This is a genomic window from Streptomyces sp. sk2.1, assembly GCF_008120935.1.
Taxonomy (GTDB): Bacteria; Actinomycetota; Actinomycetes; order Streptomycetales; family Streptomycetaceae; genus Streptomyces.
Genome location: NZ_RDBO01000055.1, coordinates 187,185 through 208,571 on the forward strand (window position 1 = coordinate 187,185; position 21,387 = coordinate 208,571).

Here is a 21,387-nt window from a genome sequence, read left to right on the forward strand (position 1 = left end):
CGGCAGCTGGGCCAGCACCACCGGCCCCTTGTGCCGCAAGGTTCCCGGACCGAGGCGCCCGGCCCAGCGCGGCGCGGCGACCAGCACGTGCTCCTCGTCGCAGAGCGGGGTCGCGGTGAGCAGCCCGCCGCGCGGCCGGGCCGTCGCGATGGCCAGGTCGTGATGCCCGGCCGCCAGGCCCTCCAGCGTCTCCTCGGCGCAGGCGAAGAAGGAACTGCGCAGCGCCAGCCCCTGGGCGACGAGCGGGGTGAGCGCGGGCAGGGCGCGTACCGAGGTGAACTCGGGCGGCCCGGCCAGATGCAGGGTCCGTACGCCCGACTCCTCGTCGAGCTCCGCCTCGGTGATCTCGATCAGCGCGTCCAGATGCGGCGCCGTCCGGTGCGCGAGTTCGTCGCCGATGGTCGTCGGGGTCACCCCGCGGGCCCTGCGCAGGAAGAGCGGCCGGCCCAGCTGCCGTTCCAGGGTGCGGATCTGCGAGGTGACCGCGGGCTGGGAGAGACCGAGCAGGGCGGCCGCCCTGGTGAAGGAGCCGGCCCGGTGCACCGTGACGAACGTGCGCAACAGGGCCAGGTCCATGTCCGGTCTCTCCCACCTTCGCGACGCTTCGGGCCCGTACAACTATAAATATGTCGATAGGTCGCTGTCGCCACGGTGATTGGACACTGACGGAGAGTCAACTAGCCTGGCTTGGGCGGTTCTTCGCAGGAAGAACCGGAGGCGGTCCGAGCCACGAGGGGGGAGGCTCGGGCCGCCGTACCACCGGTCGGTCAGCTGTCGGCAGCGGCAGAGTCCAGTGCCCGTTCCACGTCGGCCACCAGGTCGTCCGGGTTCTCGGCGCCGACCGAGAAGCGGATGAAGCCTTCCGGCACGGCGTCTCCTCCCCACCGCCCCCGGCGCTCGGCGGTGGAACGCACGCCCCCGAAGCTCGTCGCGTCGTCGACCAGCCGCAGCGCGGCCAGGAAACGCTCGGCCCGTTCGCGGTCGGGCAGGACGAACGACACCACCGGGCCGAAGCGCCGCATCTGCAGGACGGCCTGCGGGTACGAGGGATCGGAGGGCAGCCCGGGATACCGCAGCCCGGTGACCTCGGGTCGCCGGGACAACGCCTCGGCCAGGGTCAGCGCGGTGGCGCACTGCCGGTCGATCCGCAGTTCCAGCGTGGCCAGCGAACGGTGCGCGAGCCAGGCCTCCATCGGCCCGGGGATCGCGCCGACGACCTTGCGCCAGCGCCGCACCCCCGCCATCAGCTCCGGATCGCGGCAGGTGACATGGCCGAGCAGGATGTCCCCGTGCCCGGTCATGGCCTTGGTGTCGCTGGCCACCGAGAAGTCGGCCCCCAGCTCCAGCGGCCGCTGGCCGAGCGGGGTGGCGAGCGTGTTGTCGACGGCCACCAGGGCGCCGGCCGCATGCGCCGCGTCGACGAGCCGGCGCACGTCGCAGACGTCGAGCCCCGGATTGGACGGGGTCTCGATCCACAGCAGCTTCGCCCCTGCGAGGACGGCCAGCTGCCCGTCGCCACCGGTCGGCGCGGTTCGCACCTCGACGCCGTACGCCTCCAGCTGCTCCCGTACCAGCGGCAGGGCCTGGTAGCCGTCGTCGGGCAGCACGACCACGTCGCCGGTGCGCGCCCGGGACAGCAGCACGGCCGAGATCGCCGCCATCCCGGAGGCGAAGACCGTGGTCTCGACGTCCTCCCCCGGAGCCTCCAGCTCGCTGATGGCACGTTCCAGCCGGGTCCAGGTCGGGTTGGTGTCCCGGCCGTAGGTGTAGGGGCCGGTCGGCTCACCGGACAGGTGGAAGTGCGCGGCGAAGACCGGGCCGGGCAGGGTGGGCTCGAACTGTTCCGGTTCGGGCAGCCCGGCCCGTACCGCCCGGGTTCCGTCGCCCAAGGTGCTCATGGTTCATCCTCGCTGCTCTCCGGTGCGCCACCGGTTCCGTGCGCACCGCTCCGGTTGCTGCCGGAGCGGTGCGCGGACGTCGTTCAGTCCTTGTCGGGCAGGATCGCGTTCAGCGCCCACGAGACGATCGAGATGATCAGTCCGCCGAGCACGGCGGTCCAGAAGCCCTCGACGTGGAAACTCAGGTCGAACAGACCGGCCAGCCATGAGGTCAGCAGCAGCATGGCCGCGTTGACCAGCAGGGTGATCAGCCCGAGCGTGAGGATGAAGAGCGGCAGCGTCAGCAGTTGTACGACCGGCTTGACCAAGAAGTTCACCAGGCCGAAGAGCAGGGCGACCAGGATCAGCGTGAGCGCCTTGCGGCCGGTGCTGCCGCCGGTCAGCGTGATGTCCTGGATCAGCCAGACGGCCACGGCCAGGGCACCCGCGTTGGCGATCGTCTTGACTAGGAAATTCTTCATGTGTCTGATCGTGGCAGACATGATCGGTGGCGGACACCGGCAGTGCAGAGGCAAGGGACGGACTGGCCATGAAGGCATTCAGACTGGACGAACTGGAGGCGGAGCGGGCCGCCAACGACGGCGCGTACCTGCAGTTCGTGAAGGAACGGAACATGTCCGTCGGCCTCTACGCGCTGAACGCCGGTGAGCTCGACCCGCAGCAGCCGCACAACCAGGACGAGGTCTACCTCGTGGTCAGCGGGCGGGCGGCGATCACGGTCGGCATGGAGACCACACAGGTGGGCAGGGGAAGCGTGGTGTACGTGCCCGCCGGGGTCGCCCACAAGTTCCACCACATCACCGAGGACCTGCGGGTGATGGTGGTCTTCTCCCCGCCGGAGAGCTGACTCCCGCCGATCCGGGAACCGCTCCTCGCCGTCCGGGGAGCGGGGGGTTCGTTCTCAGGGATCCCTAGGGGGTCGATCAGGGGACTTCAAGGGCCGCCGAACCGCCGCCGGACCCTTCCGCGCCTCTAGCATCGAAGGCAGGAACTCACAGAGACGAGGTAAGGACGATGGCCGTGCGGGAGATATTCGCCGGGATGCCCTGGTGGGTGAAGTGGATCGCGGTGCCGGTCCTCGCGATCGTGGTGTTCGGCGGTCTGATCGCCAGTGTGGTCGGATTCGTGATCGGCCTGCTCTTCAAGGTCCTGGTATTCGTGATCCTGGTCGGCGGGCTCATTTTCGTCGTACGCAAGTTCATGTCCTCCTCCTCGCGTGGCGACTGGTAGGAAGATCGGAAGCCGGCCGGGAATTAGCCCGGCTGAGCTAAGCGTCAGGACGAAACAACGCTCCGTGCGGACCCGGCCGATACAGTGACAATTCGCTGCCACCATCTGGGAATCAACCGACCGTCACCGAGCTGACCAGTGGTTTGCACGGCTTCCACTCTCCGGACCCAGTCATGCGGCAGTCGGTGGGGGCGGCCCCCACAGGCGGGCTGACCGCCCGTCACCATGCCTGGGGGTGACCGTTGACCACGGCATCGAGCACTGCTGCCCCGACGCTGATCGGTTCGGTTCAGCGAGCGCTGAGACTGCTGGAGGCCGTGGGTGCCCACCGGGACGGGGCGCCCGCGAAACAGCTGGCCAGGGAGACGGGCCTGCCCCTTCCCACCGCCTACCACCTGTTGCGCACGCTGACGCACGAGGGCTATCTGCGCCGGGAGAAGGGCGTCTTCCTCTTCGGGGCCGCCGCCGAACGGCTGGCCTGCGAAGGGGCTTTGCGGCATCGCCGCAGCAGAATGGCCGATTCGCTGAGCCGGTGGCGCGACGTCATCGGCGCACCGGTGTATTGCGCCGTCTACCGCGAGGGCGAGATCGAACTCATCGCGGTCGCCGACGCACCGGCCACCCCCGCCGTCACGGAATGGGCCTCCTTCCGGGAGACCGGGCACGCCCACGCGATCGGCCAGTGTCTGCTGAGCCAACTCGACGAGAAGGCCCGCGAGGACCACCTCGATCGTCACCCTGTGCGTCCGCTGACCCGCTACTCGGTGCGGGACCGGGCGGCACTCCTGGAGCGATTGCGGTCGCTGGAACGGATGGAACCTGTCATCGAACGACAGGAGTACGCGTTGGGCACGGTCTGCGCCGCCATCCCGATCGCGGCCGGATTCACCGCTGCTGCGATGGCCATTTCGGTACCCCTGGAGCAGGAGAGCCGGTTGCTCCCCGCAGTCGAACAACTACGTGGCGAAGTGTCCAACCTCTTGCGTTCGTTCGTGTTCTCTATCAGTATCTGAAAAATCACTCCTTGTGATCTGCTATCGCGTGCACCACGATGGCGTCAATAGGGCCATGGGGGATCATTCCTGGCCAGATTCATCTACTGCGGGGTTGAACGATGCGCGAGTCGGTTCAAGCTGAGGTCATGATGAGCTTCCTCGTCTCCGAGGAACTCTCTTTCCGGATCCCGGTGGAGCTCCGGTACGAGGTCTGCGATCCGTATGCGATCCGCATGACCTTCCATCTGCCCGGCGATGCCCCCGTCACCTGGGCATTCGGTCGTGAGCTGTTGCTCGACGGCCTCAACAGTCCCAGTGGGGACGGTGATGTGCACATCGGGCCGACGGAGCCCGAGGGGTTGTCCGATGTGCACATCCGGCTTCAGGTCGGCGAGGACCGGGCCCTCTTCCGGGCCGGTACCGCGCCGCTCGTGGCTTTTCTCGACCGGACCGACAAGCTCGTGCCGCTGGGGCAGGAGTGCACGCTCGGTGACTTCGACGGCAATCTGGAGGAGGCCCTGGGCCGGATTCTCGCCGAGGAGCAGAACGCGGGCTGAAGGAAGCGGTGCCACCGACCGGATCGCCGGTCGAACACGCCCCCTGCCGAATGGGTGAATTGCTCACCCGGCGGAGACGTTCAGGCCCTCGTCCTGCGACGACGGCCCTTCCCGGCCCGTACGGGTGCCGAAGCTCCGGCTTCCGCGCCGAGTCCTGTGCGGTCCGCGGAGACGACCAGAGCAGCGAGCACCGTCGTCACCGGCACCGAGGCGACCAGTCCGATCGAGCCGACCAGGGTTCGTACGATCTCCTCCGCCACCAGCTCGCTGTTGGCCACCGTCCCCACGCTGCTCTGCGCGATGGAGAAGAGCAGCAGCAACGGCAGTGCGGCGCCGGCATAGGCGAGCACGAGCGTGTTGACGACCGAGGCGATGTGGTCGCGCCCGATCCTGATCCCCGCCCGGTAGAGCCCGCGCACGCCCATCGACGGGTTTGCCCGGTGCAGTTCCCAGACCGCGGACGTCTGGGTGACGGTCACATCGTCGAGCACTCCGAGCGAACCGATGATGACACCGGCCAGCAGCAGACCGCTCATGTCGATGTGCGGGTACAGGCCGTGGATGAGGCCGGTGTTGTCATCGGTGTTGCCGCTCAGGCTCGCCCAGCCGATGAAGAGTGATCCGAGCAGTCCGATCAGCAGCAGCGAGACCAGTGTGCCGATCACCGCCACCGAGGTGCGGGCGCTCGGGCCGTGGCACATGTAGAGCGCGATCAGCATGATCGCGCTGGCTCCCACCACCGCGACGAGCAGCGGGTTGGAGCCCTGGAGCACGGCCGGGAGGATGAACAGGGTCAGCACGGCGAACGACACCGCGAGCGCCACCAGCGCCAGTACCCCGCGCATGCGGCCCACCGCGACCACGACCAGGGCGAAGATCCCGGCCAGCAGGGTCATCGGGAACTTCCGGGCCACGTCCGTCACCGAGTACTGGAGCTCGCGGGGCGCGTCGGGCGCGTACGACACGATCACGCCCTGGCCCTCGCGCAGTTGGCGCGGTGCGTCGGGCTGCACGATCTCGACGAACGTCCGGCCCCGGTCGGGCCCGGACGTCACCTCGACGGTGGCCTTCCGGCACAACCCCCTGCCGTCGTCCGCCGGCGGGGCGGACTCCTGGCCGACGGGCACCTGCACCGCGTTCACGTCCTTGCAGTTCACCTTGTCGACTCTCACCACCTTCGCCTGTTGGGTCTGCCGGTCGAACCCCACACCGGTCCGTTCCTGCGCGGGGGCGCCGCCCGGCCAGAGCATCACCAGGCCGACGACGACAGCGGTGGCGAACGGGATCAGGACGGCCGCGATGACCTTGCGCAGATGTCTGGAGACGGGCGCCGCGGGACCGTGGCTGTGCGAGTGGCCGTGCTGATGGCCCTGGAGTTCGGTGTCGATACGGGGGGACGTCACCGGCAGATCATCGCAAGAAGGACGGACCCCCTGTTCATCCCGCCGGACGGGACGCTAGCGTGGAGGGACCTTTGCACACGCGGGAGCTCGGAGCACCGGGCTGAGAGGGCGCTGACATCCGTACGTCCGTACGGAGAGAGCTGCGCCGACCGCCGAACCTGTTACCGGGTAATGCCGGCGTAGGGAGTAGGTCTCATGACCACATCGGACGCACGCACGCCTGCCTCCAGTCGGAGCGACGAGGCCGGGAAGTCCATCGGCTGGCACAAGGGGTACGTCCGGGGCTCGCGCCCGGACCTCCGAGTGCCGGTCCGTCAGGTGCACCTCACCAACGGCAAGGACGTGACGCTGTACGACACGTCGGGGCCGTACACCGATCCCGCAGTCGAGACCGATGTCCGTCGCGGACTCGCGCCGCTGAGGGAGAACTGGATCACCGCCCGCGGCGACACCGAGGAGTACCCGGGCCGCCCCGTCCGTCCCGAGGACGACGGACTCAGGCACACCTCGCCGCGCGGGGGGCTGCGCAACCTCGACGCGGTCTTCCCGGGCCGTCCCCGGCTGCCCCGTCGCAGCCGGGACGGGCGGCCCGTGACCCAGCTCGCGTACGCCCGACGGGGCGAGATCACCCCGGAGATGGAGTACGTGGCGATCCGGGAGAACGTCGCGCCGGAGGTGGTGCGCGAGGAGATCGCGGCCGGCCGGGCCGTGCTGCCGGCCAACGTCAACCACCCCGAGATCGAACCGATGATCATCGGGAAGCGGTTCCTGGTGAAGGTCAACGCCAACATCGGCAACTCCGCGGTGACGTCCTCCATCGAGGAGGAGGTGGAAAAGATGACGTGGGCGACGCGCTGGGGCGCCGATACCGTGATGGATCTGTCCACCGGCCGCAACATTCACACCACCCGTGAGTGGGTTCTGCGTAATTCACCCGTTCCGATCGGTACCGTCCCGCTCTACCAGGCGCTCGAGAAGGTCGACGGCCGGGCGGAGGAACTGAACTGGGAGATCTACAAGGACACCGTCATCGAGCAGGCCGAGCAGGGCGTCGACTACATGACGGTCCACGCCGGCGTGCGCCTGCCGTACGTGCCGCTGACCGCCCGCCGCAAGACCGGCATCGTCTCGCGCGGCGGATCGATCATGGCGGCGTGGTGCCTCGCGCACCACAAGGAGTCGTTCCTGTACGAGCACTTCGAGGAGCTCTGCGAGATCCTCGCGGCCTACGACGTGACGTACTCGCTGGGCGACGGGCTGCGGCCCGGCTCGATCGCCGACGCCAACGACGAGGCGCAGTTCGCCGAGCTGCGGACGCTCGGCGAACTCAACACGGTCGCCAAGGGGTTCGGCGTCCAGACCATGATCGAGGGACCGGGACACGTCCCGATGCACAAGATCAAGGAGAACATCGACCTCCAGCAGGAGATCTGCGAGGAGGCGCCGTTCTACACGCTCGGCCCGCTGACCACCGACGTCGCGCCGGCGTACGACCACATCACCTCCGGCATCGGCGCGGCGATGATCGCCTGGTGGGGCACGGCGATGCTCTGCTACGTCACGCCGAAGGAACACCTGGGCCTGCCCGACCGGGACGACGTGAAGACCGGCGTCATCACCTACAAGATCGCGGCCCACGCGGCGGATCTCGCCAAGGGGCACCCGGGGGCGCAGGAGTGGGACGACGCGCTCTCCGACGCCCGGTTCGAGTTCCGCTGGGAGGACCAGTTCAACCTGGCCCTCGATCCGGACACCGCGCGGCAGTACCACGACGAGACGCTGCCCGCGGAGCCGGCGAAGACGGCGCACTTCTGTTCGATGTGCGGCCCGAAGTTCTGCTCGATGAAGATCTCCCAGGACATCCGGCGCGAGCACGGCGGTTCGCGGGAGGAGATCGAGGCGGGCATGGCGGAGAAGTCCAAGGAGTTCGCGGCCTCGGGCAACCGGGTCTATCTGCCGATCGCGGACTGACGCCGGACCATTGATCACGCTGTTCTGGGAAGTGGAAGGGGCTTCCCGGAACAGCGTTCCGGGCTCCCGTGGCCTGCGGCGAGATCGAACGAGGTTCCTATGCTGAGCCGGTGACGCTCTACTACGACCCCGTTGCAAGCCTTGGCAAGGACCGCGAGGCATTCCGAGGCGGCTGGGACGACCGGCTCTGGCTCAATGTCCCGGGGCCCTTCTACGGTGGCGAGACCGATACCTGCCGAACAGGCCGACTCTCCGCACCTCAACACGTCCTTTACGGCGGTGAGTATCTGACGGAGTACGTCTACCGCCAACCCCGAACCCCGGCAGAGACAGCTCGGTTGGTCGAAGCAGCCGACCAGGACCCCTTTCTTGGCTACGGCTGCGACGGCGACTCGTGGTGGACACCGGATGCGGTCCGGGAGTGGTGGCGTGGCCGCGGCCGGATCACGCGGTACCTGTCCGCCCACGACTGGGACGACATGGACTGGGCGGAGCAGGGTGTGGCCGCCGCCGTCCGGGATTTCGCGGACTACATCGCCGGACCTCTGCCGGGGGACCTGCGGATCTACCTCCACTGGCTGGAAGAGGGGCGGTCTCCCGTTCCCGGTGAACGGCTGCCCGAGCTGTAGTCGACAGGGGTTCCCGACCTGGGGCGCTGGTTCGGCCTGAAGCTGTCCCCGATGAAGATCTCCCGGGACATCCGGCGCGAGCACGGCGGTTCGCGGGAGGAGATCGAGGCGGGCATGGCGGAGAAGTCCAAGGAGTTCGCGGCCTCGGGCAACCGGGCCCATCTGCCGATCGCGGACTGAGCCCCCGCCACGGACCTCGCGCCGAGCGCCCGCGGCCCCGGTCGTGGGAGCTCAGCGCGGGCCGGGGGCGGTCGGCGTCGGTTCGGGAGGATGCGCCGCCCCGAACGGGTTGTCGATCGCGTAGCGCCAGTATCCGTCGGCACCGCGACGGGCGACGTCCGTCGCGGTGCCCTCGACGCGTACCTCGCCGCCGTGCGCGGCGGTTCCGGCGATGACGAAGTCGACGATCAGCAGGGCCAGGTCACCGACGACGTACGTGTGACGGGGCGACACCTCGATCGGGACGCGCAGGCGGAGGAAGTCGTCGTTGGCCCGGAACCGCTCCGCTCCGGTGACCAGCCGGCCGGGCACCGGCACGAAGCCCGCGTCGGGCTCGTAGAGCCGGTCCAGGACCGCCGGATCGAAGGTGTTGAAGGCCCGGGCGAAGACGAACGGATGGTCGGCGGCCCTGCGGGCCAGGGCCGGACCGGGATGATGTGTCATGTGGCAAGCGAACAGTCCGACGGCATACGTCACCAAACGGAAACCCACGTCTGGGACGCGGAGTTGGTACCAGGGCAGTCGGGCGCCTCGTCACCGGCCGCGACGGCTGTTCGCCGACCGCGGCTACGACTACGACAAGTACCGCCGCATCCTGCGGGCTCGGGGCATCACCCCGAAGATCGCCCGTCGAGGTGTCCCGCACGGCTCGGGGCTGGGCAAGACGCGCTGGGTCGTGGAGCGGACCTTCGCCTGGCTCCACCAGTTCAAACGACTGCGGATCCGCTACGAGATACGCGCCGACCTCCACCTCGGACTGCTCCAACTCGCCTGCAGCATCATCTGTTTGAGACGACTCCGAACCTCATTCTGAAACGATCAGTAAGCGAGCGGCTCCGAGCCCTTCGGGAGCGGGGGCTCGTGACCGTGGAGCGGCGGCGCGGCTTTCCCGTGCGGACGCGGTACGACCTGACGGAGGCGGGCAGAGCGCTGCGGCCGCTGCTGGTCGAGCTGTACGCGACCGGTGAGAGGCTGCTGCGGCTGAACCGGCCCGGTTTCCGGGACGAACAGCCGCCCGGGCAACGCGTTCGTCGATGACGGTTCCCGATGCCTCCGGCGCGAGCCCTGCGGTTCGCGGGCGGGGACCGGGCCGGGCCGTCCCCGGCCGACGTGCGGAGACGCTCAGTCCGGTTCGTGCTCGGGGCCCCCGAAGTCGGGGCTGGTGAAGTCCGGACTGGTGAACGTCGGCCGGGGGCCCGCGGCAGGGCCGCCGTCCGGGCTGGAGAAGTCCGGCCGGCTGTAGCCGACCTTCGGGATGCGGTTCGCCGAGCGGACCGGTGTGCGCGCGGCACGTCCGGCGGTGGGGTCGTCGAGCGCGTCCCGCAGGAACGGCAGTATGCCGCGTTCCAGCAGGGCGTGGCGCCAAGCCTCCCGGGCCCGCGCCACCTCCTCCGGAAGCTCCTCCTCCGCCTCTTCGACGGGACGCGGCTCCGCGCCGTTGCGCAGCGCGGTGATGAGCAGCCCTATGACGGCGACCAGGATCGCGGCCGCCATGGCCGCGGCGAAGAACCAGCCCGCGGAGACCATGGTCGAGGCGAAGGCGGGTGGGTCGTCGAGCAGCCGCAGCAGATAGCCGACCAGCAGGAATATGAACGCGGCGGTGCCCGCGAGCACCGGCGCCAGGACCGTGACGACGGCCCCTGCGCCCGCGCCCGACTGGCGCTGCCGGCTCGTGCCGGGGGGCGGGCCCGATTCCTCGTCCTCGCCCTCGGCCGGTCTGCGCAGTTCCTCGCGGGCCCGCACGTAGTGCTGGTACTCGGTGGCGGCCGTCGCGGTGATCAGCGCCGTGGCGTCCAGCGCCATGGTGCGCAGTTGCACGGCGTTGAGCCGTTCGCCGATCGCGGCCAGATCTGGTCGTTCATGGGCATGACGCAGTGCGTCGTCGAGGATCCGCTCGTACTCGGGGCGGTCCTCGGCCAGCAGGTGCGGAGCGCTGTTCATGTGCATCCCCCGATGCTCCGTAGGGCCCGATCACCCGCGTTCGTACCGGGCTTTTCGAGCGGAAACGGAGGAGAGCCTGCTACTGATACGCCGATGGTAGAGCGCCCACGGCACGGGGAGACAGGGGGTTTCCGGAAATAGGCCCAGCAGTCGGCGCGGTCAGGTCGTGGATGCGTCTTCCCGGAAGAGCGTCAGTCATGCAGAGGCAGCTGGACGACCAGTAGCTTTCCGGCCATGGTCACGCCGCCGTCCATGGCGATGGCGAGCCCGTCCGCGTACACGTGCGGGCCCTCGACCACGGGGCCGGAACCGTCCTCGCCGTCCTCCGAGCCGACCTCTCCGAGGAGGTATGGAATGGGACTGTGACCATGGACGATGCGCTGTCCGCCGTAGGTCGCCATCAGTTCCCGGACGGCCTGCGGGCCCGCCTCGTCGCGGAAGGCGAACCGTTTGGTGAGCTTCCGGAAGAGGTCCCAGCACTCGTCGGCGTCGTTGCGCGTGAGAATGGCGTGCACGTTGTCGTTGACGTCCTCGATGGTGGTGCCGTATTCGAGGTACGCCGTCGTGTCGGAGTGCATCAGCAGATGCCCGTCCTCCTCGACGATCGCGTCGAGCCGGGCCATCCACTGGAGGTGGACCTCCTGGAGCCGCTCCATGTCGTTCTTCTGGCCGCCGTTGAGCAGCCAGGCGGCCTGGAAGGTGGCGGTGCCCGCGCCGGAGTTGACCGGGGTGTCGTTGAACCGCTTGGCGCCGAGGAGCAGCAGTTCGTGGTTGCCCATCAGGGCCTTGCAGTAGCCGCCGGCGGCGGCGGCCTCGGCGGACAGCCGCATCACGAGGTCGATGACGCCGATGCCGTCGGGGCCCCGGTCGGTGAAGTCGCCGAGGAACCAGAGCCGGGCGTTGCCCGCGGACCACTTGCCGTCGGCGTCGATGAGGCCCTGCTCGGCGAGGGCGGCGCGGAGCTCGTCCAGGTAGCCGTGGACGTCGCCGACGACGTACAGCGGCCCGCGTCCCTGCTCCGGGGCGGGACGCGGGTCGGGGACGGTCGGCACCTGGAGGGTGTCACCGCGGTTGATCACGGGCAGGTCGCGCGCGGTGGGCGTGTACCCCTCCGGCGGCTCGTCGCCGGGCACGGCGCTGCCCGGGTGCGGTGCCGACGGCGGCACCGGGTTCTGGGCATAGGGCGGTACGCGGAAGTCGCGCAACGTCGCAGTCCGCACCACGGGTTCCTGACCGGCCCCCTGTGTCATCGACCCCTCCACCACCGTCGCGCCGCCGTACACCTGACGGGCCCTGCTGGTCGGGGCGGTCCGCGGTGTCGTGCGCCCATCATAGGAATGCGGATCGTGCTGTGTGACGCACCAGGGGTGGTGAATCCGGACGCACATCGGGTTCACCGGTCGATTGGTCCGAAATCACCCGATCAATCCCTGGCCGGGGAGCGGGGTGCACTGACCGTGGTGCGCGGCGGACGGCGCTGCGACGACGTCCGCACGATGAGTTCCGTCGGTATGACCTGCTCCACGGGTCCGTCGTGATCGACGCCCTCGATGGCGTCGATCAGGAGCTGGACGACCGCCGTGCCGATCCTGCGCGGCTTGAGCGAGAGCGTGGTGATGGGGGGCTCGGTCGTCGCGTACACGGTCGACTCGCTGCAGCAGACCAGCAGCAGGTCCTCGGGGACCCGCAGGCCGTAGCGGCGGGCCGCCGCCAGCAGGTCGGTGCCGTTGGGGTCGAAGAGGCCGTAGACGGCGTCGGGGCGGTCGGGGCGGGCGAGCAGGCGGTCGGCGGCCACCGCGCCCGCGCACGGGTCGTGGGCGGGGTAGGACTCGTACACCGGGTCCTGGCCCACGCGCTCGCACCAGTGGAGGTACGCGGTGGTGGAGAGCCGGGTGTAGGTGTCGGTGGTGGTGCCGGTGAGCAGGCCGATGCGGCGGGCCCCGGCGGCGGCCAGGTGGTCGAGCAGGTCGAGCACGGCGGCGCCGTGGTCGTTGTCGACCCAGGCGGTGACCGGGAGCGTGCCGGCCGGGCGTCCGTCCGAGACGACGGGGAGGCCCTGGCGCACCAGCTCGGTGACGACCGGGTCCTGGTCGGAGGGGTCGATCACGACGGTGCCGTCGAGGGCGACGTTCGACCAGACGTCGTGGCGCGAGGTGGCGGGCAGGATGACGAGGGCGTACCCGCGGGCGAGCGCGGCGGAGGTGGCGGCTCTGGCCATCTCCGCGAAGTACGCGAACTCGGTGAAGGTGAAGGGTTCGTCCCCGTATGTCGTCACGGTCAGGCCGATCAGGCCCGACTTGCCGGTACGGAGGGTGCGGGCCGCTGCGGAAGGGCGGTAGCCCAGGCGCTCTGCGACCTCGCGGACATGGCGGCGGGTGGCGTCCGGGAGCCTGCCCTTGCCGTTGAGCGCGTCGGAGACGGTCGTGATGGAGACTCCGGCGGCGGCGGCCACGTCCCGGATTCCCGCTCGTCCCTGTCGGCCGCCGCCGCGCCGGGGTGTGTCCGTCCGGCTCACCTGGTGCTTCCCTGCTGCTGTCATGGCGAGCCGATAGTAGGGCTCGGACGGGTGGTTGGCCCGGTCGCATATTCGCCCGTTGACAGGCACGTTTTTGCATGATCATCAACGGTCAATTGCCTTGTAAGTCAAGGATGTTGGCAAGTCTATCCATGGTGTGTCAGGTGCCTGGACCGATGGGCCTGCCGAATGGTCGATGTCTCGAAGAGGTCTCATCTCACCTCTTCGGGGGACGCGCGCCACGGCGTGAGCCACCGGCGTGCGCGGGAACGGGGGGCGCTCCCCCCATTCCCGGTCGCACCGGACGATTGGGCGATCGACCCATTCGCAGCGGCGCCCAATCCTCATAAGGTGAGCAGTATTGATGTGTACAGACGGTCGAGGAGGACCTGCGGTGAGCGAGACGAGCCCCAAGCTGCGCGCCGAGCTGGACGGCGTCCCCGCCTATGTGCCGGGCAAGCCGGCTGCTGCCGACGGACCGGTCGCGTTCAAGCTGTCCTCCAACGAGAATCCGTATCCGCCGCTGCCCGGGGTGCTGGAGTCCGCCCTGGCGGCGGCCTCGAACTTCAACCGCTACCCGGACATGGCCTGCACCGGTCTGATGAACGAGCTGTCCGACCGTTTCGGTGTGCCCCTTTCGCATCTCGCCACCGGAACCGGCTCGGTCGGTGTGGCGCAGCAGTTGCTCCAGGCCACGTCGGGCCCCGGTGACGAGGTCATCTACGCCTGGCGTTCCTTCGAGGCGTACCCGATCATCACGCAGGTCAGCGGCGCGACCTCGGTGAAGGTCCCGCTGACCGACGGCGAGGTGCACGACCTCGACGCGATGGCGGACGCGATCACGGACCGCACCCGGATGATCTTCGTCTGCAACCCGAACAACCCGACCGGCACCGTGGTGCGCCGGGCCGAGCTGGAGCGGTTCCTGGACCGGGTGCCGGGCGACGTCCTGGTGGTGCTCGACGAGGCGTACCGGGAGTTCATCCGCGACGCCGAGGTGCCGGACGGCATCGAGATCTACCGGGACCGGCCCAACGTGGCGGTGCTGCGCACCTTCTCCAAGGCGTACGGCCTGGCGGGGCTGCGGGTCGGCTTCGCCGTGGCCCACGAGCCGGTGGCGGCCGCGCTGCGCAAGACGGCGGTGCCCTTCGGGGTCAGCCAGCTCGCGCAGGACGCGGCGGTCGCCTCGCTGCGCGCCGAGGACGAGCTGCTGGGGCGGGTCGGCTCCCTGGTCGGCGAGCGCGACCGGGTGCAGCGGGCGCTGGCCGAGCAGGGGTGGACCGTGCCCGAGTCCCAGGCGAACTTCGTCTGGCTGCGGCTGGGGGACCGCACGGCCGACTTCGCCGCGGTGTGCGAGCGGGCCGGCGTGATGGTCCGGCCGTTCGCGGGCGAGGGCGTGCGGGTCTCGATCGGTGAGGACGAGGCGAACGACCTGTTCCTCAAGGTGACGGAGGCGTACCGCAAGGAGCTGTAGCGCGGCGCGGTCCGCCCGCGCACGACGGAGGGTCCAGGGCCCCGCACCTCGTTGGCCGAGGTGCGGGGCCCTGGTGCGTGGAGCCCCGGCAGGGGCCGGACAGCGGTCCGGAAGGGTTACCTCCGGTTGTCTGCTTCGGGGGGAATGATCGGAACATTGCCGGAACGCCCGAAGAGGGGTACCCCGCCCGAACGTCCCGAAAGTCTGTGCGCCATAATGCTTGTGAATGTGAACGCGTTCACAAGCGTGTCCTTTTTGCTCCCGTGATCAGTCGGACTTAAAGGGCAAACTGCCGGAATGGATACGGCGAAGTAAGGAGAAGACGACGTGGAGCTGGCTCTGGCGCCGGAAACCATGGCGCGATGGCAGTTCGGTATCACTACCGTCTACCACTTCCTGTTCGTCCCGCTGACGATCTCTCTCGCCGCGCTCACCGCCGGCCTGCAGACCGCCTGGGTGCGGACGAACAACCAGAAGTACCTCAGGGCGACGAAGTTCTGGGGCAAGCTCTTCCTGATCAACATCGCCATGGGTGTCGTCACCGGCATCGTCCAGGAGTTCCAGTTCGGCATGAACTGGTCCGACTACTCGCGGTTCGTCGGCGACATCTTCGGTGCCCCGCTCGCGTTCGAGGCGTTGATCGCGTTCTTCTTCGAGTCCACCTTCATCGGACTGTGGATCTTCGGCTGGGACAAGCTGCCGAAGAAGATCCATCTCGCCTGCATCTGGATGGTCTCCATCGGGACCATCCTGTCCGCGTACTTCATCCTGGCCGCCAACTCCTGGATGCAGCACCCGGTCGGCTACCGGATCAACGAGGAACGCGGCCGGGCCGAGCTCACCGACTTCTGGCGCGTGCTCACCCAGAACACCGCGCTCACCCAGTTCTTCCACACCATCACCGCGGCCTTCCTGGTCGGCGGCGCGTTCATGGTCGGCATCGCGGCCTTCCACCTGGCGCGCAAGCGGCACATCCCGGTGATGCGGACCTCGCTGCGGCTCGGGCTGATCACGGTCGTGATCGCCGGACTGCTCACCGCCGTCAGCGGCGACCGGCTGGGCAAGGTCATGTTCAAGCAGCAGCCGATGAAGATGGCGGCCGCCGAGGCGCTCTGGGAGGGCGAGAAGGGCGCGCCGTTCTCGATCTTCGCGGTCGGTGACGTGGCCAAGGGCCACAACACCGTGGAGATCTCCATCCCGGGGATACTGTCCTTCCTCGCCGACGACACCTTCACCTCGTACGTCCCCGGCATCAACGACATCAACAAGGCCGAGCAGGAGAAGTACGGCCCCGGCGACTACCGGCCCAACATCCCGGTCGCGTTCTGGAGCTTCCGCTGGATGATCGGCTTCGGGATGGCCTCCTTCGGCCTCGGCATCCTCGGACTGTGGCTGACCCGGAAGAAGTTCATGCTGCCGCCGGCACTGCGGACCGGTGAGGACGAGGTGCCGAATCTGGTCCTCTTCAAGAACAAGGCGCTCAGCCCGAAGCTCGCCAGGTGCTACTGGATCCTCGCGCTCTGGACCCTGCTCTTCCCGCTGATCGCCAACTCCTGGGGCTGGATCTTCACCGAGATGGGCCGCCAGCCCTGGGTGGTCTACGGAGTGCTCCAGACCCGCGACGCGGTCTCCCCCGGCGTCTCGCAGGGCGAGGTGATCACCTCGCTGGTCGGATTCACCCTGCTCTACGCCGTGCTCGCGATCATCGAGGTCAAGCTGCTCGTGAAGTACATCAAGGCGGGCCCGCCGGAGCTCACGGAGGCCGACCTCAACCCGCCCACCAGGATCGGCGGCGACCACGAGGACGCCGACCGGCCGATGGCCTTCTCCTACTGAGAACAGCGGAGCTGAGAGATGGAACTCCACGACGTCTGGTTCGTGCTCATCGCCGTCCTCTGGACCGGCTACTTCTTCCTGGAGGGATTCGACTTCGGGGTCGGTGTCCTCACCAAGCTGCTGGCCCGCGACCGCAAGGAACGCCGGGTCCTGATCAACACGATCGGTCCCGTCTGGGACGGCAACGAGGTGTGGCTGCTCACCGCGGGCGGTGCGACCTTCGCCGCCTTCCCCGAGTGGTACGCCACCCTGTTCTCCGGCTTCTACCTGCCGCTGCTGATCATCCTGGGCTGCCTGATCGTGCGCGGGGTCGCCTTCGAGTACCGGGCCAAGCGGTCCGGCGAGAAGTGGCAGACCAACTGGGAACACGCGATCTTCTGGACCTCGCTGATCCCCGCCCTGCTCTGGGGCGTGGCCTTCGGGAACATCGTGCGCGGCGTGAAGATCGACGCCGACATGGAGTACGTGGGCAACTTCTGGGACCTGCTCAACCCGTACGCCATCCTCGGCGGACTGGTCACGCTCTTCCTCTTCACCTTCCACGGCACCGTGTTCGTGGGGCTCAAGACCGTCGGGGACATCCGGGAGCGGGCGGGCAGGCTGGCGCTGAAGCTGGGCGTCGTCACCGCGGTGCTCGCGCTCGGCTTCCTGATCTGGACCCAGCTGGACCGGGGCAACGGCTGGAGCCTGCTGGCGATGATCACCGCCGCGGCGGCGCTGGTCGGTGCGATCGCCATGATCGCGGCGGGGCGTGAGGGCTGGTCGTTCGCGCTCTCCGGAGTGACCATCGCGGCCGCGGTGGCGATGCTCTTCCTGTCGCTCTTCCCGAACGTCATGCCGTCCTCGCTGAACGATGCCTGGAGCCTCACGGTCACCAACGCCTCGTCCACCCCGTACACGCTGAAGATCATGACCTGGTGCGCCGGGATCGCCACTCCCCTCGTCCTGCTGTACCAGGGCTGGACGTACTGGGTGTTCCGCAAGCGCATCGGTACGCAGCACATCGCCGAAGCGCACTGAACGCATACGGGGCCGACCGGCGGGTCGGGACCGGGGCGCGACACCGGCCCCGACCCGCCGGACGGGCTCCGTCCACCGACCTCACAGGGCAACACACCTAGCTCGCCAGGGGCTGTTTCACGTGAAACCGATCGATCCGCGTCTGCTCCGCCACGCCCGTGCCACCCGCTTCTTCCTGGCCGCCGTGGTGGCGCTCGGCGCCGTCGGGGCGGGGCTGGTCATCGCCCAGGCCATGCTCATCGCCGAGGTGGTGGTGGGCGGCTTCGAGGACGGGCTGACCGTCTCCGGGCTGCGGACCCCGCTGATCCTGCTCGCCGCGGTCGCGCTGGGGCGGGCGCTGGTCTCCTGGCTGACCGAGCTGGCCGCGTACCGGACCGGAGCGGCGGTCAAGTCCGAACTCCGGGGCCGACTGCTGGACCGTGCCGCGGAGCTCGGGCCGGGATGGCTCGGCGAGCAGCGCACCGGCTCCCTGGTGACGCTCGCCACCCGGGGCGTCGACGCGCTCGACGACTACTTCGCGCGCTATCTGCCGCAGCTCGGACTCGCGGTGATCGTGCCGGTGGCGGTCCTCGCCAGGATCGTCACCGAGGACTGGGTCTCGGCGGCGATCATCGTGGTCACCCTGCCGCTCATCCCGCTCTTCATGATCCTGATCGGCTGGGCCACCCAGTCGCGGATGGACCGCCAGTGGCGGCTGCTGTCCCGGCTCTCCGGACACTTCCTCGACGTGGTCGCCGGACTGCCGACGCTGAAGGTCTTCGGCCGGGCCAAGGCGCAGGCCGAGTCCATCCGCACGATCACCGCGCAGTACCGCGGGGCCACCCTGCGGACCCTGCGCATCGCGTTCCTGTCGTCCTTCGCGCTGGAACTGCTGGCGACGCTGTCGGTGGCCCTCGTCGCCGTCACCATCGGCATGCGGCTGGTGCACGGCGAACTCGACCTCTACACCGGCCTGGTCGTGCTGATCCTGGCCCCCGAGGCGTATCTGCCGATCCGCCAGGTCGGCGCGCAGTACCACGCGGCGGCCGAGGGGCTCTCGGCCGCCGAGGAGATCTTCGCGGTCCTGGAGACCGAGCCCCGGACCGGCGGCACGGCACCGGTCCCCCGGTCGCTGCGGCTGGAGCTGGAGGGGGTGACCGTATGGCACGAGGGCCGTACCGCGCCGTCCCTGGACCGGGCCTCGCTGGTGGTGGAGGAGGGGGAGACCGTCGCCCTGGTCGGCCCCAGCGGCTCCGGGAAGTCCACTCTGCTCGACGTGGTGCTGGGGTTCACGGCGCCCGACGAGGGGCGGGTGCGGGTCGGCGGCGCCGAGTCGGCGGACCTCGTGCCCGAGCGGTGGCGGGAGCGGATCGCCTGGGTGCCGCAGCGCCCGTACCTCTTCGCGGGCACGATCGCGGAGAACGTACGACTGGCCCGTCCCGACGCGGACGACGCCGCGGTGGCGGCCGCCCTGCGCGACGCGGGGGCCCACGACTTCGTGGCGGAGCTGCCCGACGGCGCCCGGACGCTTCTCGGCGAGGACGGGGCGGGGCTCTCCGCCGGACAGCGGCAGCGGCTCGCCCTGGCGCGGGCCTTCCTCGCCGACCGGCCGCTGCTGCTGCTCGACGAGCCGACCGCGAGCCTGGACGGCGAGACGGAGGCGGGCATCGTCGAAGCGGTACGGAGGCTGGCGGCGGGCCGGACCGTCCTGCTGGTGGTGCACCGCCCGGCGTTGCTGTCGGTGGCCGACCGGGTGGTGACGCTGGCCCCGGGGACACCGCGACGACCGGAACGGTCCGGCGGGACCGGGGCGCCGGTTCCGGTGCCGCGGGAAGGCACTGAGGGGCCCGTGGCGGCGGAGGACGCCGGGGCGATCAGGGAGACCGCGCCCCGCTCCGGGAACGTCCTGGCCCGGGTCAGGGAGGCCGCGGGGGCGCAGCGCGGCCGACTGGCCCTCGCGCTGCTGCTGGGAAGCCTCGCCCTGGGCTCGGCGGTCGGGCTCATGGCGGTGTCCGGCTGGCTGATCGCCCGAGCCTCCGAGCAGCCCCCGGTGCTCTACCTGATGGTCGCGGTGACCGCGACCCGCGCCTTCGGCCTCGGACGGGCCGTCTTCCGCTACGCCGAGCGCCTGGTCTCGCACGACGCGGTCCTCAAGATGCTCGCCGAGCTGCGCGTCTCGGTCTACCGGGGACTGGAGCGCATCGCTCCCGCCGGTCTGCGCCGGACCCGGCGCGGGGACCTGCTCTCCCGGCTCGTCGCCGACGTCGACGCCCTGCAGGACTACTGGCTGCGCTGGATGCTGCCCGTCGCGACCGCCGCGGTCGTGGGCACGGCCACCGTCGGTTTCGTCGGCTGGCTGCTCCCGGCGGCGGGCGCCGTGCTGGCCGCCGGACTCCTGCTGGCCGGCGTGGGAGTACCGCTGGTCGCCGGGGCCTGCTCCCGCCGCACGGAACGCCGACTGGCCCCCGCACGCGCCGAGCTGGCCACCCGGATCACCGACCTGCTCGGCGGGACCGCCGAGCTGACCGTCGCGGGCGCCCTGCCCGCCCGCTCGGCACGGACCCGGGAGGCCGACGGCGTACTGACCCGCATCGCCGCCCGCGCGGCGGCCGCCACCGCCCTCGGCGGCGGCCTCACCGCGCTGATCGGCGGCCTCACCGTCATCGCCACCGCGCTCGTCGCCCTCCCGGCCGTGCGGGACGGCCGGCTCGCGGGCGTGGAGCTCGCCGTGGTGGTGCTCACGCCGCTGGCCGCCTTCGAGGCGGTGACCGGCCTGCCGCTCGCCGTGCAGTACCGCCACCGGGTCAAGCGGAGCGCGGAGCGGGTGTTCGAGGTGCTGGACGCCCCGCTGCCCGTGCACGAACCCGACGACCCGGCCGAGGCCCCCGCCACGCCCTTCCCGCTGGAGGTGCGGGGGCTGTCCGCCCGGTACGCGGGAACGGACCGGGACGCCCTCGACGCCGTGGACCTGACGCTGACGGCCGGCCGGCGCATCGCCGTCGTCGGCCCCTCCGGCTCGGGGAAGACGACCCTCGCCCAGGTCCTGCTCCGCTTCCTGGACGAGCGGACGGGGACGTACCGGATCGGCGGTGTCGAGGCCCGCGCGCTGGAGGGGGACGCGGTGCGGCGGTTCGTCGGGCTGTGCGCCCAGGACGCCCATGTCTTCGACAGCTCCATCCGGGAGAACCTGCGGCTCGCCCGTACCGACGCGACGGACGACGAACTGCGCGACGCCCTCGGCCGGGCCAGGCTGCTCGACTGGGTCGAGTCGCTGCCCGACGGGCTGGACACTCCGGTCGGCGAGCACGGCGCACGCCTCTCCGGCGGTCAGCGCCAGCGCCTCGCCCTGGGCCGGGCGCTCCTCGCCGACTTCCCGGTGCTCGTCCTGGACGAGCCGGCCGAGCACCTCGACCTGGCGACCGCGGACGCCCTGACCGCCGACCTGCTGACCGCCACTCGCGGGCGCACGACCGTCCTGATCACCCACCGCCTGCAGGGGCTCGAAGCCGTCGACGAGGTGCTGGTGCTGGACGCCGGCCGGATCGTGCAGCGCGGCCCGTACGCCGACCTCGCCGCCGTCGAGGGACCGCTGCGCCGGATGCTGGTGCGCGAACGCGAACAGGAGGCCATGGCCGTACGGCCTCCGGGCGAGGACGCGGAACCGGTGGGCGCCGGGAGGGCGCGGGTGCCCGAGGGGGCGGTGGACGCACGGGTGTGAGC

20 protein-coding genes, 1 pseudogene and 1 riboswitch are annotated in these 21,387 nt (G+C 70.0%); of the genes and pseudogenes, 13 read left to right on the forward strand and 8 right to left on the reverse strand.

Going from position 1 to position 21,387, the window contains the following annotated elements:
- The 3 genes from EAO76_RS18095 to EAO76_RS18105 form a co-directional block, all read right to left on the reverse strand.
- Window positions 1-576, reverse strand: a 576-nt coding sequence (locus EAO76_RS18095; protein ID WP_148837384.1) for a LysR family transcriptional regulator, incomplete at its 3' end; no start/stop codon positions are given.
- A 191-nt stretch (window positions 577-767) separates the two neighbouring features.
- Window positions 768-1,898, reverse strand: coding sequence for a cystathionine gamma-lyase (locus EAO76_RS18100; protein ID WP_148836985.1), 1,131 nt, complete (start codon window positions 1,896-1,898; stop codon window positions 768-770).
- Between the two features lie 83 nt (window positions 1,899-1,981).
- Entirely contained in the window at window positions 1,982-2,359 is a 378-nt protein-coding gene (locus tag EAO76_RS18105) for a phage holin family protein (protein ID WP_148836986.1), read from the reverse strand.
- A gap of 68 nt (window positions 2,360-2,427) precedes the next feature.
- On the opposite strand from EAO76_RS18105, the gene EAO76_RS18110 reads away from it, so the two are divergent.
- From EAO76_RS18110 to EAO76_RS18125, 4 genes are all read left to right on the forward strand, one after another.
- Complete coding sequence (locus EAO76_RS18110; protein WP_148836987.1) at window positions 2,428-2,745, forward strand: cupin domain-containing protein; 318 nt, start codon at window positions 2,428-2,430, stop codon at window positions 2,743-2,745.
- A 173-nt stretch (window positions 2,746-2,918) separates the two neighbouring features.
- Window positions 2,919-3,128, forward strand: a complete 210-nt coding sequence (locus EAO76_RS18115; protein WP_148836988.1) for a DUF5326 family protein — start codon at window positions 2,919-2,921, stop codon at window positions 3,126-3,128.
- 242 nt (window positions 3,129-3,370) lie between these two features.
- The gene (locus EAO76_RS18120; protein WP_148836989.1) at window positions 3,371-4,141 is read left to right on the forward strand and encodes an IclR family transcriptional regulator; all 771 of its coding nucleotides are present in this window, start codon (window positions 3,371-3,373) and stop codon (window positions 4,139-4,141) included.
- Window positions 4,142-4,242: 101 nt separating this feature from the next.
- Entirely contained in the window at window positions 4,243-4,680 is a 438-nt protein-coding gene (locus tag EAO76_RS18125) for an SsgA family sporulation/cell division regulator (protein ID WP_148836990.1), read from the forward strand.
- An 80-nt stretch (window positions 4,681-4,760) separates the two neighbouring features.
- Here the strand turns inward: EAO76_RS18125 and EAO76_RS18130 are convergent, their stop codons facing one another.
- Window positions 4,761-6,083, reverse strand: a complete 1,323-nt coding sequence (locus EAO76_RS18130) for a YibE/F family protein (protein ID WP_262375572.1) — start codon at window positions 6,081-6,083, stop codon at window positions 4,761-4,763.
- A 69-nt stretch (window positions 6,084-6,152) separates the two neighbouring features.
- Window positions 6,153-6,286, forward strand: a riboswitch (TPP riboswitch).
- Here EAO76_RS18130 and thiC point away from each other — a divergent pair.
- The 3 genes from thiC to EAO76_RS46320 all read left to right on the forward strand — a co-directional run bounded on the left by thiC (window position 6,279) and on the right by EAO76_RS46320 (window position 8,863).
- Window positions 6,279-8,054 carry a phosphomethylpyrimidine synthase ThiC gene (gene thiC / locus EAO76_RS18135; RefSeq protein ID WP_148836992.1) on the forward strand — a complete coding sequence of 592 codons (1,776 nt, stop codon included), beginning with the start codon at window positions 6,279-6,281 and terminating at the stop codon, window positions 8,052-8,054. It overlaps the preceding riboswitch by 8 nt.
- 110 nt (window positions 8,055-8,164) lie before the next feature.
- Window positions 8,165-8,683: a ferredoxin gene (locus EAO76_RS18140; RefSeq protein WP_148836993.1), complete on the forward strand. Its 519-nt coding sequence runs from the start codon at window positions 8,165-8,167 to the stop codon at window positions 8,681-8,683.
- A gap of 51 nt (window positions 8,684-8,734) precedes the next feature.
- The gene (locus EAO76_RS46320; protein WP_262375573.1) at window positions 8,735-8,863 is read left to right on the forward strand and encodes a hypothetical protein; all 129 of its coding nucleotides are present in this window, start codon (window positions 8,735-8,737) and stop codon (window positions 8,861-8,863) included.
- 51 nt (window positions 8,864-8,914) lie between these two features.
- Here EAO76_RS46320 and EAO76_RS18145 read toward each other — a convergent pair whose 3' ends face one another.
- The gene (locus EAO76_RS18145; protein ID WP_148836994.1) at window positions 8,915-9,346 is read right to left on the reverse strand and encodes a DUF4440 domain-containing protein; all 432 of its coding nucleotides are present in this window, start codon (window positions 9,344-9,346) and stop codon (window positions 8,915-8,917) included.
- A gap of 85 nt (window positions 9,347-9,431) precedes the next feature.
- Between EAO76_RS18145 and EAO76_RS18150 the strand changes: the two are divergent.
- Both EAO76_RS18150 and EAO76_RS44640 read left to right on the forward strand, forming a co-directional pair.
- Window positions 9,432-9,716, forward strand: a pseudogene (locus tag EAO76_RS18150) (transposase); the annotation flags it as partial.
- Window positions 9,713-9,940 (forward strand): winged helix-turn-helix transcriptional regulator, encoded by a 228-nt coding sequence (locus tag EAO76_RS44640; protein ID WP_262375614.1) that lies wholly within the window; start codon window positions 9,713-9,715, stop codon window positions 9,938-9,940. The pseudogene EAO76_RS18150 and the gene EAO76_RS44640, both read left to right, overlap by 4 nt.
- Window positions 9,941-10,024: 84 nt before the next feature.
- On the opposite strand, the gene EAO76_RS18160 is transcribed toward EAO76_RS44640, so the two are convergent.
- From EAO76_RS18160 to EAO76_RS18170, 3 genes are all read right to left on the reverse strand, one after another.
- Entirely contained in the window at window positions 10,025-10,849 is an 825-nt protein-coding gene (locus EAO76_RS18160; RefSeq protein WP_148836995.1) for a hypothetical protein, read from the reverse strand.
- A gap of 185 nt (window positions 10,850-11,034) precedes the next feature.
- On the reverse strand, window positions 11,035-12,093 hold the full coding sequence (locus EAO76_RS18165; RefSeq protein WP_148836996.1) for a metallophosphoesterase: 1,059 nt from the start codon (window positions 12,091-12,093) through the stop codon (window positions 11,035-11,037).
- Between the two features lie 173 nt (window positions 12,094-12,266).
- A complete protein-coding gene (locus EAO76_RS18170) occupies window positions 12,267-13,382 on the reverse strand; it encodes a LacI family DNA-binding transcriptional regulator (protein WP_148836997.1) in 1,116 nt (371 codons plus the stop codon).
- Between the two features lie 370 nt (window positions 13,383-13,752).
- Here EAO76_RS18170 and hisC point away from each other — a divergent pair, with 370 nt between their 5' ends.
- The 4 genes from hisC (at window position 13,753) to cydD (ending at window position 21,385) form a co-directional block, all read left to right on the forward strand.
- Window positions 13,753-14,832, forward strand: coding sequence for a histidinol-phosphate transaminase (hisC, locus tag EAO76_RS18175; protein ID WP_148836998.1), 1,080 nt, complete (start codon window positions 13,753-13,755; stop codon window positions 14,830-14,832).
- 327 nt (window positions 14,833-15,159) lie between these two features.
- Complete coding sequence (locus EAO76_RS18180; RefSeq protein ID WP_148836999.1) at window positions 15,160-16,668, forward strand: cytochrome ubiquinol oxidase subunit I; 1,509 nt, start codon at window positions 15,160-15,162, stop codon at window positions 16,666-16,668.
- Between the two features lie 18 nt (window positions 16,669-16,686).
- Window positions 16,687-17,688 carry a cytochrome d ubiquinol oxidase subunit II gene (gene cydB, locus EAO76_RS18185; protein ID WP_148837000.1) on the forward strand — a complete coding sequence of 334 codons (1,002 nt, stop codon included), beginning with the start codon at window positions 16,687-16,689 and terminating at the stop codon, window positions 17,686-17,688.
- A gap of 121 nt (window positions 17,689-17,809) precedes the next feature.
- On the forward strand, window positions 17,810-21,385 hold the full coding sequence (gene cydD, locus EAO76_RS18190; RefSeq protein ID WP_148837001.1) for a thiol reductant ABC exporter subunit CydD: 3,576 nt from the start codon (window positions 17,810-17,812) through the stop codon (window positions 21,383-21,385).
- Window positions 21,386-21,387: the final 2 nt, after the last annotated feature.

Coding starts and splice junctions, on each gene's coding strand:
- thiC (WP_148836992.1), top strand. CDS start 6,279: ATGACCACATCGGACGCACGCACGCCTGCCTCCAGTCGGAGCGACGAG.
- EAO76_RS18100 (WP_148836985.1), bottom strand. CDS start 1,898: ATGAGCACCTTGGGCGACGGAACCCGGGCGGTACGGGCCGGGCTGCCC.
- EAO76_RS18110 (WP_148836987.1), top strand. CDS start 2,428: ATGAAGGCATTCAGACTGGACGAACTGGAGGCGGAGCGGGCCGCCAAC.
- cydB (WP_148837000.1), top strand. CDS start 16,687: ATGGAACTCCACGACGTCTGGTTCGTGCTCATCGCCGTCCTCTGGACC.
- EAO76_RS46320 (WP_262375573.1), top strand. CDS start 8,735: ATGAAGATCTCCCGGGACATCCGGCGCGAGCACGGCGGTTCGCGGGAG.
- EAO76_RS18160 (WP_148836995.1), bottom strand. CDS start 10,849: ATGCACATGAACAGCGCTCCGCACCTGCTGGCCGAGGACCGCCCCGAG.
- EAO76_RS18165 (WP_148836996.1), bottom strand. CDS start 12,093: ATGACACAGGGGGCCGGTCAGGAACCCGTGGTGCGGACTGCGACGTTG.
- EAO76_RS18105 (WP_148836986.1), bottom strand. CDS start 2,359: ATGAAGAATTTCCTAGTCAAGACGATCGCCAACGCGGGTGCCCTGGCC.
- EAO76_RS18145 (WP_148836994.1), bottom strand. CDS start 9,346: ATGACACATCATCCCGGTCCGGCCCTGGCCCGCAGGGCCGCCGACCAT.
- EAO76_RS18170 (WP_148836997.1), bottom strand. CDS start 13,382: ATGACAGCAGCAGGGAAGCACCAGGTGAGCCGGACGGACACACCCCGG.
- EAO76_RS18125 (WP_148836990.1), top strand. CDS start 4,243: ATGCGCGAGTCGGTTCAAGCTGAGGTCATGATGAGCTTCCTCGTCTCC.